Source organism: Neobacillus sedimentimangrovi, assembly GCF_010614825.1.
GTDB classification, from domain to species: Bacteria; Bacillota; Bacilli; order Bacillales; family Cytobacillaceae; genus Neobacillus; species Neobacillus thermocopriae.
The window spans coordinates 1-12,151 of the sequence record NZ_JAAFZF010000027.1 but is presented as its reverse complement, the minus strand read 5'-3'; the positions used below and the strand labels follow the sequence as shown (position 1 = coordinate 12,151).

12 protein-coding genes, 1 tRNA gene and 1 pseudogene are annotated in these 12,151 nt (G+C 35.0%); 6 read left to right on the top strand and 8 right to left on the bottom strand.

Translation table 11 applies throughout. From position 1 onward, the window contains the following. Positions 1-484 precede the first annotated feature (484 nt). Positions 485-581, bottom strand: a tRNA-Sec gene (locus tag GZA11_RS10140). A gap of 183 nt (positions 582-764) precedes the next feature. On the opposite strand from GZA11_RS10140, the gene GZA11_RS10135 reads away from it, so the two are divergent. After that, entirely contained in the window at positions 765-1,190 is a 426-nt protein-coding gene (locus GZA11_RS10135; protein WP_038541377.1) for a DUF2621 domain-containing protein, read from the top strand. Positions 1,191-1,409: 219 nt separating this feature from the next. Further along, positions 1,410-1,580, top strand: coding sequence for a hypothetical protein (locus tag GZA11_RS16495; protein ID WP_200878206.1), 171 nt, complete (start codon positions 1,410-1,412; stop codon positions 1,578-1,580). Between the two features lie 248 nt (positions 1,581-1,828). Here the strand turns inward: GZA11_RS16495 and GZA11_RS10130 are convergent, their stop codons facing one another. Further along, positions 1,829-2,302: a CcdC family protein gene (locus GZA11_RS10130; protein ID WP_038541375.1), complete on the bottom strand. Its 474-nt coding sequence runs from the start codon at positions 2,300-2,302 to the stop codon at positions 1,829-1,831. Positions 2,303-2,462: 160 nt separating this feature from the next. Further along, positions 2,463-3,170, bottom strand: a complete 708-nt coding sequence (locus tag GZA11_RS10125; protein ID WP_038541373.1) for a cytochrome c biogenesis CcdA family protein — start codon at positions 3,168-3,170, stop codon at positions 2,463-2,465. A gap of 254 nt (positions 3,171-3,424) precedes the next feature. On the opposite strand from GZA11_RS10125, the gene GZA11_RS10120 reads away from it, so the two are divergent. Both GZA11_RS10120 and GZA11_RS10115 read left to right on the top strand, forming a co-directional pair. Next, positions 3,425-3,601, top strand: coding sequence for an aspartyl-phosphate phosphatase Spo0E family protein (locus tag GZA11_RS10120; protein ID WP_163183685.1), 177 nt, complete (start codon positions 3,425-3,427; stop codon positions 3,599-3,601). Between the two features lie 199 nt (positions 3,602-3,800). Further along, positions 3,801-4,055, top strand: a complete 255-nt coding sequence (locus tag GZA11_RS10115) for a hypothetical protein (protein WP_163183684.1) — start codon at positions 3,801-3,803, stop codon at positions 4,053-4,055. Between the two features lie 481 nt (positions 4,056-4,536). Here the strand turns inward: GZA11_RS10115 and GZA11_RS10110 are convergent, their stop codons facing one another. Together GZA11_RS10110 and GZA11_RS10105 are read right to left on the bottom strand one after the other, a co-directional pair. Continuing rightward, positions 4,537-6,315, bottom strand: a complete 1,779-nt coding sequence (locus GZA11_RS10110) for an ABC transporter ATP-binding protein (protein ID WP_163183683.1) — start codon at positions 6,313-6,315, stop codon at positions 4,537-4,539. A 1-nt stretch (position 6,316) separates the two neighbouring features. After that, positions 6,317-8,068, bottom strand: a complete 1,752-nt coding sequence (locus tag GZA11_RS10105) for an ABC transporter transmembrane domain-containing protein (protein ID WP_038541366.1) — start codon at positions 8,066-8,068, stop codon at positions 6,317-6,319. A gap of 220 nt (positions 8,069-8,288) precedes the next feature. Between GZA11_RS10105 and GZA11_RS10100 the strand changes: the two are divergent. Together GZA11_RS10100 and GZA11_RS10095 are read left to right on the top strand one after the other, a co-directional pair. After that, positions 8,289-8,861: pseudogene (locus GZA11_RS10100) on the top strand (transposase); the annotation flags it as partial. Between the two features lie 74 nt (positions 8,862-8,935). Then, on the top strand, positions 8,936-9,388 hold the full coding sequence (locus tag GZA11_RS10095; protein ID WP_038541364.1) for a hypothetical protein: 453 nt from the start codon (positions 8,936-8,938) through the stop codon (positions 9,386-9,388). Between the two features lie 267 nt (positions 9,389-9,655). Here GZA11_RS10095 and GZA11_RS10090 read toward each other — a convergent pair whose 3' ends face one another. From GZA11_RS10090 to sirA, 3 genes are all read right to left on the bottom strand, one after another. After that, positions 9,656-10,498 carry a hypothetical protein gene (locus GZA11_RS10090; protein WP_038541362.1) on the bottom strand — a complete coding sequence of 281 codons (843 nt, stop codon included), beginning with the start codon at positions 10,496-10,498 and terminating at the stop codon, positions 9,656-9,658. Between the two features lie 570 nt (positions 10,499-11,068). Then, positions 11,069-11,278, bottom strand: a complete 210-nt coding sequence (locus GZA11_RS10085) for a YneF family protein (RefSeq protein ID WP_038541360.1) — start codon at positions 11,276-11,278, stop codon at positions 11,069-11,071. Between the two features lie 77 nt (positions 11,279-11,355). Then, positions 11,356-11,796 (bottom strand): sporulation inhibitor of replication protein SirA, encoded by a 441-nt coding sequence (gene sirA, locus GZA11_RS10080; protein ID WP_038541358.1) that lies wholly within the window; start codon positions 11,794-11,796, stop codon positions 11,356-11,358. Positions 11,797-12,151: the final 355 nt, after the last annotated feature.

Genomic DNA, 12,151 nt, shown 5'->3' with positions numbered 1-12,151 from the left:
CCAGATGGACAATGAATAGTGCAGTTAAGAATCCTACCAAGATAATACCACAAGCAAATAGGGTTTTACGTTGTGAAAATTCATACGCTGTTGTTGTTTTAAATAAGTGTGGTAAAGTAATTACAACATACGCTAAAACACTTTATAAGACTACATAATCAATGTGTCCTGGTTAAATATCGAGGCACGATAGTTAAGTGTTTAAACATGTTTATCAAATTTTGATCTTCAACAATCAAACGCAATAGTTGTATAAGCAATAGTAAAAGAAGAAAGGGATTTACATCATTTATACTATGTAAATCCCTTTAATTTTCTATCTTTTTAAATTAGGCCTTTATAAACCAACTACAAGAGAGATCTTTTATGATTCAGTTAATAATTGTTTTTATAAAAACTAATTCCAAAACCTTTTAGTGAAACTAAGAAAGTCATTTGGGTATCCATCCAAACATGAAATCGATATACTTAAAGAATTTTTGATTGGCGGGACTGTGTGGGAATCGAACCCACCAGACCACACACGGTGGTCTCAGGCGGTTTTGAAGACCGTGGAGAACACCAGTCTCTCATCCAGCCCCATCTTAGAAAGTGAATGGATTGGTCACAATTATATTACAATAGAACATCCATTAGTTCAATAGAGGAGCAAAGTGCTCATTATTAAGTGGTACCTTCACCTTTATAGGAATAAGCATGGCTTGTCATTTTTCTTTCAAACAGACTATAATAAGGATATCATTAGTCTTTGTAGGTGAATAAGCATGCTTCAAGGTTGGTTTTTATGGTTTATCCTTATTTGGATTTTTCTATTAGTTTTCATGTTTGCCATTGGCGGCTATTTTATGTTCCGGAAATTTTTAAAACGAATGCCAAAGGAAGATGGCAAGTCTGAAATGGATTGGGAAGAATATTATGTGAAAGAATCTCAGCATTTATGGGGGCCTGAAGAAAAAGCGCTCCTTGAGGATCTTGTCAGTCCTGTTCCTGAATTATTCCGGGATGTAGCAAGACATAAAATTGCCGGAAAAATTGGCGAACTTGCCTTAAAAGAAAAAGTTCCGAAAATTACCGAGGATTTGGTGATTCGCGGCTACATTCAAGCCACACCAAAACGAGATCATAAATTTTTGCGTAAAAAGCTATTTGAAAATAAAATTGACATTACGCCATATGAGCATTTATTCTAAACCGTACCTTTTTAGGTGACGGTTTATTTTTTTCTAAAAATTTACTTCCCCTCTCCTTTCTAACCATTTGAGGAAGATCTTATGATTTCGGAACCACATGGTGACTTCCTTTTCTATCGTGAATTTTAAAAGATGGTTTCTTAATGCTTGTCATTCAATTATCTAAATTATTTTAATTTTATAAACTCTGTTATCATATAGTTTAGGGGGTGATAATAAATGAATTGTAAGAATTGCGGAGGAAATTCATTTATACAAGCAACGGATTATATAAATCTACGACCTTTAAATAAAAAAATGGCAATTGGTTCAGAGAAAGTGTATACCGTTTGCTTGGATTGTGGAAAAGTAGCATCAATCAAAATTAAGAATCCTGAGAAATTAAAATAAAAATCATCGGTTATCATCTAAGATGACTATTAACTGACCTCATTTTTCGAGGTCTTTTATTATATACTATTAAACCTATTTACAGTTGGATCATTTGATTTTGGATATGCTAAAATTTTGTTCTACATTAAGTTTTCCCCTATCAAGCCAACGGGCATCAGTAGGATTAGTTGTAAAAATAAAAAGCAACAATTTATACGTAAAACAGCCAATAAAAAACACTGATCCACTAAAAGGATCAATGTTTCTCATTTTTTCCCATGGAGCTGTTGATAGAGTTTTTTATAAGAGAGGTACATCGCAAGGCGCCATGGTACAATCATACTAAACGCCAGCAAGAAAAACATACCGCTCAATTCCCCAAAATCGATCGTTGAGCTTAAGATCGATTTCAATCCTAAACGGAAAATTAACAATCCTACTAAGATATAAATAAACGCTTTGGAACGTTTTAAATAAATTTCATTGTCTCGAATTTCAAACTTCGATGTTTTGATTAAAAGGATGGAAAAAATCATACCAAGTGCGATCGACTCTAACATTTCTAAAGGAGTCAACCGAAATTCAGGCACGACATACATCAAGGCTCCGGTGGACATAAAAAAGGGCGGCATGATGATTTTCCTTACATTCGTTGGTTTTTTGGCTGCTTTCATGCGGACATAAAGTGCAAGAAACCCCATAAAAACCGCACCAATTGAAGAAATAACAACATAATTCATTGGAATCCTTCTTCCCTTAATGAAATGTTTACTTCCCCATTATATCGAATTTTATAGTAGATGTAAGTGATTTTGACACATTTTAGTCCCCATTTTTGGCCAATTATCATCATAAAAGAAAAAACCATTCTGGGATTCCACCCAAAACGGTTTCCAACCATTAAAATCCAGTAAAGCCACCAAATAATGGTGACAAAAACTGAATGATTTTCGTCATCCAATCAAAGAACAGCACTACTCCCATGACAATCATGATGGAACCACCGATTTTCATGATTTTCACGCTGTTTCTCTTGATCCAATTGAGTCGGCCAACAAAGAACGATAAAATGAAAAATGGAACAGCAAATCCAAGAGAATAGGCTGTCATATAGATGACGCCCTGGCTTGGATTCGAAGCCGCGAGTGAAATAACAAATCCTAATATCGGTCCGGTACAAGGTGTCCATCCAGCCGCAAATGCCATCCCAATGAGTACCGAGCCAAGGTATCCAGAGGGACGGTTTTTGAATTCGATTCGGCGATCTTTCATCAAAAACTCTGGCTTTAAAACACCAACAATCATTAAACCAAAGAAAACAATAAAAATAGCTCCCAATTGGCGGATTAAATCCTTATATTCCCGGAAAAAACTTCCCACAAATGAAGTTCCAAACCCAATGGCGATAAAGATGACAGAAAAGCCGATTAAGAAAAACAAAGTGTGCAGGAGACTCCGTTTTTGTAGCATAGCGTTTTCTGATTTTATTTCTCCCACAGACATGCCCGTTATGTAAGATAGGAAAGCTGGATACAACGGCAAACAGCAAGGAGAAATAAAGCTCAAAAAGCCTGCACCGATGGCCATAAAAATATTAACATCTGACATAAAAACACTCCTAATATGGTCAATCCCTCTTCATTCTAACAAAATTTTCATCCAAAAGGTAAAGATGAACATAAATATTTTGTGACAAGTTTGGGATTCTTCCCTTTCCCCACCGCTGTAATTTGATATTTTTTTACAATTCCCTTTGAAAAAATTGACAAGTTAGGTTATACTAGTAAAACAATGTCATTTTGATAGACTCAGGTTCTACTACTATTTTCAAACACAGGAGTCTTCCAGAAAGGACCGCGGCCGTGATCAAAAATGATTTAATCACATTAATTGAAAAAAAGCGAGCTGAATTAATTAAAGTCGCTAATAGCAACGGCTTAACGTCTACCGTTGCGATTCGTTACAGCCAAGAACTTGATCATTTAATCAATGAATATTATCGACAACATTTGAATCATGTTTCTTCTTCAAGATATTAAAAAACCTGGTCAGTGAACTGCTTCAATCATTAGGCATACCTAATCATTGGAGTATCGTTCATTAGCCCAGGTTTTTTCTTTTTTATAGCAAAGTTTTTGATGAAACCAAAAGGAAATTTAACCATATTATACAATTATTGGGTTCACTTATAGTACAATAAAAATATTCCATCTAATAAGAATAAAAGGAGGTTAAACCATGTCCAAAATTGTCCCCTATATATTACTTGCCATATCCCTTATTCTTTTTAGTCTCATCCAATCGGGCATTTCGCTCGGAAGTTTAGGACCATTCGTTGTAATTGCCATGATCCTATGCCCTATTCTCGCTCTTATATTAGGTATTCGAAATTCAGGAAAAGGGAAATGGATTTCTGTTGTTCTTAGTGTCGTTGTAATCCTTACTGTATCCCTAATAGGAATCATAGGTACTGCATTTCTCAACGAATTTTAATAAACCAAAAAACGACCATCCAACAATGGACGTTCTTTTTTTGCGGTCAAAGCTAAAAAGAGTTTTCATTTTCGACCAAAACATCCCACTAGGATTTCCTAGTGGGGAAACATTTATTTATTTGTAGCTAGCAAGTTTCTTACTATTTTATATACTAAAAAGATAAATAAAATAAAACAACAAGTGAAAATCCCATCCCTTTTCAATGGTTTGATCTCATAAAAAAAAGAGCCACATGATTTCCCATTTCTAATCCCCTCTTAGTGTAAAAGTAACCCAACTTTTTCAATAGAGAGTAAAAAAGGATCATCAGTATGACTCCATTTCATCCTATCAAATTTTTACTCTGTTTCAGACAGCAACAAGAGGCCTTAACTTTTAATCATCGATACCTGTCTACAATGGAAAAGAATACTTAGAAGATCTTACCTTACAACGCGCCCGCCAATTCCTATTCGACTGGGGAGAGTCGCACATTATTTTACAGGGTATGTTCCACTGCACCGTTTTGAAGAAGAAACATTTTATAATAGAGACCACCGAGTGAAAGCAGTTCTTGATGGGTTCCTCGTTCAACGATTTCACCTTGGTGTAGAACGAGAATTAAATCGGCATCCTGGATGGTCGATAATCGATGGGCAATCGCAATCGTTGTCCTTCCTTTTCTCATTTTGGAAAGGGCCGTTTGAATCTCTTCCTCTGTTTCTGTATCAATATTGGCTGTGGCTTCATCGAGAATGAGAATTTTCGGATTTGCCGCGATCGTCCGTGCAAACGCAATTAATTGTCGCTGACCGCTAGAGAAGGTGGCCCCTCTCTCCACCACTTGATGTTCATAGCCATTTTCCAATCGTTCAATAAAGCTATGTGCTTGAACAAATTTTGCCGCTTCTCTCACCTGCTCATCCGTCAAATCTTTGTTATGGAGGCGGATATTATCTTTTACCGTTCCAAAAAATAAAAACGGATCCTGTTGGACAAGACCTAGTTTATTCCGTAACTCCTTTTTTGAATAATTTCGAATGGATTCTCCATCAATGAAAATATCTCCGCGATCAAATTCGTAAAACCGCATCATCAAGTTGATGATCGAACTTTTTCCACTTCCCGTATGGCCAACAAGCGCTACTGTTTCTCCGGGATGAGCTGTAAACGATATATTTTTCAAGACATCCCTTTTCCCGTCATAAGAGAAACTCACATTCTTAAATTCTATTTTCCCTTGTTCAATGGTATTCGAATTGTCCTTTTGCGCGGGTGCCAATTCTTCCTCGTCGAGCAGTTTAAACACGCGAGAACCAGCGACGATGGCTTGCTGGAAAAGAGAAAGCCTCATCATCATCTGATTCACAGGTTCGAAAAAGCGTTCCAAATAATTGATAAAGGCATAAATGACACCAATTTTTACCGTTGTATCGAAAGAGGTAACACCGAAGTAACTTAAGACCAGTATTAAAGCAAATATATAAATTAAATCAATGGCTGGGCGTAAAAGGAGTCCATCAATTTTAATATTCTTCATTCCTGCATGATAATGTTGATTATTGATTACCCCAAATTCTTGTCGTAGGCGTTTTTCCTGACGAAATACCTGAATGATAGCCATCCCTTGTAAAGACTCGTTTAACTTTGCATTTAACTGACTGAGTCTTTCACGCATATCGAGGTAATACCTTGAACTCCATTTCCTGTATAAGCGAATGACAAAGATTAAGATAGGAATGAGCACTACACAAAATAATGCAAGTTTTACATTTAATAGAAACATCGCAACGAAAATACCGCTCAGTAGAAAACCGCTTTGAATAAACGTAGCGAGGACTGTGACAAACATATCTTTAATGGCTTCTGTATCGTTCGTTACTCTGGAGACAATACTACCGGCTGGTGTTTTATCAAAATATTTCAATCCTAGAGCTTGAACTTTTGAAAACACATCAATCCGAAGTTGCTGAATAATTAAAAGCGCAATTTCTTGGAATTTCACTAGCTGAAAAAATAATAATAGGGCTTTCACTACCTGAATTCCCATATACAAAATACCGAGTAAAAGCAATGGCTGAAACTCCAAATTTCCTGGTGTTAAATAATCATCAATAAAGATTTTCACCAAAATGGGAAGGATAATTTCTAATATCGTGGTCATGAGTAATAATAGAAAGGCCATCGCCAATCGCTTTTTATGCGGTTTTGTATAGGAAAGAAGGCGGAATAACACTTCCCTTTGTTCCTGTTTCGATAAATGAAATTTTTCTTTCATATTAATGTCCCCCATGCTCCACCAACTCTTCCAGCTGCTGGCATAAATACATTTCTTTGTACCAACCGTTTTGGCCCATCAATTCCTCATGTGTACCTCGTTCAATGATTTTTCCGTCCTCAAGAACAAGAATAAGATTGGCATGTTGGATGGCACTTAATCGATGGGAGGTGATGATGGTTGTTTTTCCTTCTCGATTTTGTTTAAGTGAGGAGAGGATGGCTTCTTCTGTTTTCGCGTCTACAGCAGATAAAGAATCATCCAAGATTAACACTTCGGGATTCATTAATAAAGCACGCGCAATGGAAATTCTCTGCTTTTGTCCGCCTGATAATGATACTCCCCGCTCTCCTACGATCGTCTTGTATCCATTTGTAAATTGAAGAATATCTTCATGAATATGGGCCAGTTTTGCCACCTGTTCAATCTCTTTCTGATCCGACTCAGGATTCGTAAAGGCAATGTTTTCCGCTACAGTCGCAGAAAACAAAAAATGATCCTGTGGGACATAGCCAATGGCCTCCCTTAATCTCTCTATCTTATATTCTGGTAACGTATGTTCTCCAAAAGTGATGGTTCCTTGATACCCTTCAAATTCCCGAATCAAGAGCTTCAATAAGGTGGTTTTCCCTGCTCCTGTTTTTCCGACGATCCCGAGCGTTTCTCCTTTTTTTAGGGTAAAATAAATTTCTTTTAAAACTGGTGAGGATTCCCCAGGATAAGTGAATTCGGAAATGGAATAGACAATATCACCGCACGGAACGATATCCAATGCTCCATCAGCATTTTTGATTTCTACTCTTTCCTTTAATAGAGTGGAAACCCGGTCATAAGAAGCACGACCTCGTTCAACAATATTAAACAACCAGCCAAATGCAAGCATGGGCCAAATTAACAAACCTAAATAGGTTGTAAACGATATTAAATCACCGATCGTCAATTCACCATTGAGTACATATTTTGCACCAAACACGATAGATAAAAAAAAGGAGATTCCAACAATAATAGAAATTGTAGGGTCGTATAAAGAGTCAATTTTAGCCACAACGATATTTTTGCGAACAACATCCTCTGAGTGCTTTCTAAAATCCTCTACTTCTTCTTTTTCCTGGCCAAATGTTTTTATGACCTTGATTCCCGTAATACTTTCCTGTGTCTTATCATTTAAGGAGGAAAAGGCTTCTTGTGCTTGATGAAAACTTCTATGTAGCATTGTACCAAACCAGCTAGTCAGTATTGCCATAAAAGGCATCGGAAGTAAACAAATCAACGTTAATTTCCAGCTAATCGTAAATCCCATCATCAATATCACAAATCCGCCAGTGGAGAGAGAATCAACAAGGGTTAAAATTCCTGCTCCTGCCGTCTGTTGAATCGCTTGCAGGTCGTTGGTCGCATGAGCCATTAGATCTCCAATCCGACTTTTTTGATAAAAAGATGGAGACATTTTGGTGAAATGATGATATAAACGGTCCCTTAAAATCTTACTTAGCTTTACAGCTGAACCAAAAATCATGATTCTCCAGTAATATCGTAATCCATACAAAAGGAGCCCGATACCAATCAAAAGGAACACATATTGAACGAGTAATCCTTTTGTCAAGGTTCCTTCGTTAATATGGTCCGTCACACGCCCGATGATTTTGGGCGGTATCACTTGCAAGAAAGCGACCAATAACAAAAAGAAGATTCCAGAAAGATATGCCTTTTTCTCTTGTTTAAAAAACCAGCTAAGTTCTAAAAAGACCCTCATATACCCTCCCCCAAAACATGAAGTCATTCCACTCCAATAATGATCTAAAACTATTTCGCATTCCGAGGTTTTTATTTTACCAAATATTTATAAAATAATAAAGATTTAGAATTTATTCTTTTAAATAAAGGCTCTGTTAAAGGTAGATGTTGATATTTGATAATTGTTCAAAATCTTTGTGCAATTATGATAAGAACGTACATTCTAGGAAGGAGCAAAGGTGAGCAAAGCGTTTAGTAATTTGTTAAAGTATATCGACAAACTACCCCATACAAAAAAAGAACAAGTCTACCAATGGGTTAAACGCTATGTTGAACCTTCTTCTTCTGCTAGTGGTAGTCTAATCAACGAAATGAGAGAAACTCGTTTCAAAGAAGGTTTTGAGTGTCCTCACTGTTCATCAGAACACGTTGTACGATTTGGAAAATACAAAGGGCGCCAACGCTATCATTGTAAATGTTGTAGCAAGACTTTTACTGACACAACTAATACTGTTCTGTATCGTACTCGAAAAGGTAACGAATGGATTACATTTGTTGAATGTAGGTTCAAAGGTTATTCCCTACGAAAATCAACTGAAATCGTGGGGGGTACTTAGGTTACTCTATTTTATTGGAGACACAAACTGTTAAATGCATTGAAACAAATGGATTTTGAACATTTTGAAGGAATTGTTGAAATTGACGAGACTTATTTCCTATACTCTCAAAAAGGGCAACGTGATATTAATGACCGCAAACCTCGTAAACGTGGTGGTAAATCTAAACATCGAGGAATAAGCCACGAACAAGTCTGACACATATGATAGTTTAAGAATGTTAAAATTTAGTGTGTAGTATTGTGTAAGAGTGAAGGGAGGGCTTTTAATTGTCAAGGATTCAATTTTTAGCTTCATCTAAACCATTAATAATGCCTAAAGAAATAGAAGATTACAATAATAATGGTATTTATGAATTAGGTATGTGTTTCTCAGTATATGAAGCAGATCAATGGTGGTGTGATATTGTTAAACCAGTTTTATCAATGCCATATATATATGAAGCTAGTGGTATTGGTAATCATTATTTTTTCGTTTATTTGGAGAAATATATGGATATAGGTGATGTCTTGGAACTTTATGAAATACCTGTACAAAAATGGTATGAAGAATATATTCAACGTGTACTTGAAAATCCAGAGCCAATTACAATCAACGTTGCTAGCTATACATACCAAAATCAATATGGAATTTATCAGCTTAACCCTAAAAAATGGGTAGAAGAACTCAGCCATCGAACATTGTTAACTGAACGTGGTGTAACAACAATTGTAAAATATTAATAATGTGCTTTTGTTTTTTTGGGTATTTTTTACAAATTAACTTATACCAATTTAAGTAGGAAACCTTTTTAGAACGGGTTTCCTTAAATTTTACTCATTTTTCAACATTAAAATTTAACAGAGCCCAAATTAAAAGAGCACCCCTTGAGTTTATCAAGACCTAATTTAAAAAAAGATTGAAAAATGAAAGGGTTCTACATATTAGTCATATTTAATATGTAGAACCCTTTCTTCTTTTACTAAAGCCCCCTTTAGTTGAATAACTTTCTAAACAAACTTTTCTTTATTTTTATTTAGCCAGGTAATAGAAATTAGGTAACCAATAATGGGTGATATTCCATATCCCATGATTGGCATTGGGAAATGACCAATTAAAGTTACAATCATCGTCATTAGAAAGTAAACCCCTAATGATAAAGAAATAATACTTTTCCGACCATAAAAAAAGAATGGAAATAATAATAATATAAGTGAGAAAATACCTAAAATAAACCAAAAATTCCCTAAGTCTGCAACTAAAAAGATAATATGTTCCACATAAGGAACTGGTGCTAAATCATCGAGAAAAACCCACGATATAACACAAATGGCTGCTGTAAATGTGATAAATAGTATCTTTATCATCCTATTACTAATTATTTTCCATACAATGAATGCAATCGCACATGCAAATGCAGTTAATTGACCTGCATCTGGCTGAAATAGCAATATCACTGATGTAATAATGGCTAATCCTAATACATAGTGTTCACGTTTATTTAATGCTAATTTCCATATATGAATAATTAACAAAGGCAAAATAATACTTGCTATATATAGATGGATTGGTCCAAAAGATAGCCAGCGATGGACACCATCTAATCCATTAAAGAAAAACGGCAAAATTAATAAAGCTACAATAATAATGGTGTAACTAAAATTACCAATAAAAAATTTTCTTTTCTTGTTCTTAATTATAAAGACCGAACTCAAAGTAGTTCCTATTATCCAAATTATTATGTTTTGAATCCAAAGACTTATAGTCACACCATATGACACCATTGCAAGAGTTCCTATAAGGATAGAAGGTAGCATAAGAAAATAAATTCTTACATCTTTAAAATCATTCATATTGTACGTCCTTTTATAAATTTATTATCCATAAAGTGTAACACAAAGTCATCAAAATTATTTTCCATTCTTAACCTATCCTGCCCGTTACTTAAATAAGACTTAATAACTTTCATAACAACTTACTTGTAAGGGAATACCTAATTCACCAATTAACTTAATAGCTTTTGGTTCAAATATAAAATTGCACTATCCTTCATAAAACACGCTAATTACTAAATCAATGCCTTTGGCTCCATAACTACGAAAAACATCTATGTATTTTTGTAGAGTCTCTGCTATCCAAAGTAGCCCGTAATCTTCCGAATTTTTATACTCATCTTGTGGGCATAATTCACCATTACCATAAGAAGAAGGTTCTCCTTTATATCTTCCTTTGGATAATATACGCTTTTCTTTTTGTATCTTCTATTATTAGTATAGTCTATTTAATATCATGGAGTGCTCTTTTCTAGTAAGATTGATCTTTCATTCCCATTAAAAAAACCGCTCCTCTGGTTCTGATTTCACCAAAAAGCGGCTTTTTCGGCGTTAACCCCTTATTTCCTAAGGGAGTCCTAGCCATTCGTTTTATTTCATATGCTTGTTCATTGCTTGCATCATTTGATTGATCTTCTTTTGAGATGGCTTTTGACCCATCTGCATCATCATAGTTTTTAACATTTGCTCATTGATTGGTGGATTTTTCTTTAAATAGCTCATCATGTATTTACGAGCAATGAAAAATCCTAGTGCTACACCAGCAAGCAGTGCTAGTATACCAACTAGAACATACATCATTCTAATTTCCTCCTTCATGTTGTCTACCATACTACAGTGTACTAAATAAAATGGAATTACACAATATTTCGTTTCAATTAGACATATTTTCTTTCTTTAATGGGTTTTAGCCATCCAAAACGCTCATGTTCGAGATCAATCGCTAAAATCGGTGATTCATACTTTCTTAACACTTCAAAAAATATCGTTTCCGCTTCATAGCTGCCATCTGCTTCAATCGTGAGGAGGTCTTGATAAATTTCTAATTTCGCCTTACTTATTTTTCCACTTAATTCAATCGTATATGCGCCATGATCGGCTTTAAATCCCTTTCTTTTTCCAAGATGTTTTTGAATAAGCTGGTGTATTTTCAATACTTCTACTTTTTTGGTGATATAGGCAATTTGCTTATTAATAATAAAAGCAAGTTCTCCACTAGCATTCAAATGTTCTTTGAAAAGTTGAAAAAATAATCTCTCGCGTCCGAAGTAATGAGTGGCAAATTCATCTTCTATTAAATATAGTTGATATTTTCTCACACAGACCTCTCCTTTGCCGACTTTCCTTTTATTTATTATAAAAAATCAAAAAAGAAACATTTGTCTGAAAGCGACAAAAACTTTCACTATTTTTGTCGATTCAAAGAAGGGTCGAACTTTTCTATTAATCCAGCCTAAATCTTTCATTCAAAAAAAAAGAGAGAACGATTTAAAATGGTACCTGTAGGTAGGACACTCGAACAAAAGAGTGTTCAACCTACAGGTATATTTATATACTTGAATTTCAGAATATGGAGATTAGGGGACAACATGAGTAAAATAACATTTTCATCTAAAGAGATAAACATGCTTCAAAAAAATCCAAATGTACAGCGTGTCAGCGAAAGGTCTATTA

Bases quoted from the DNA above. Each gene is read 5' to 3' on its own strand.
- GZA11_RS10135 (WP_038541377.1), top strand. From the start codon at position 765: ATGCTTCAAGGTTGGTTTTTATGGTTTATCCTTATTTGGATTTTTCTA.
- GZA11_RS16495 (WP_200878206.1), top strand. From the start codon at position 1,410: ATGAATTGTAAGAATTGCGGAGGAAATTCATTTATACAAGCAACGGAT.
- GZA11_RS10130 (WP_038541375.1), bottom strand. From the start codon at position 2,302: ATGAATTATGTTGTTATTTCTTCAATTGGTGCGGTTTTTATGGGGTTT.
- GZA11_RS10125 (WP_038541373.1), bottom strand. From the start codon at position 3,170: ATGTCAGATGTTAATATTTTTATGGCCATCGGTGCAGGCTTTTTGAGC.
- GZA11_RS10115 (WP_163183684.1), top strand. From the start codon at position 3,801: ATGTCCAAAATTGTCCCCTATATATTACTTGCCATATCCCTTATTCTT.
- GZA11_RS10110 (WP_163183683.1), bottom strand. From the start codon at position 6,315: ATGAAAGAAAAATTTCATTTATCGAAACAGGAACAAAGGGAAGTGTTA.
- GZA11_RS10105 (WP_038541366.1), bottom strand. From the start codon at position 8,068: ATGAGGGTCTTTTTAGAACTTAGCTGGTTTTTTAAACAAGAGAAAAAG.
- GZA11_RS10090 (WP_038541362.1), bottom strand. From the start codon at position 10,498: ATGAATGATTTTAAAGATGTAAGAATTTATTTTCTTATGCTACCTTCT.
- GZA11_RS10085 (WP_038541360.1), bottom strand. From the start codon at position 11,278: ATGATGTATGTTCTAGTTGGTATACTAGCACTGCTTGCTGGTGTAGCA.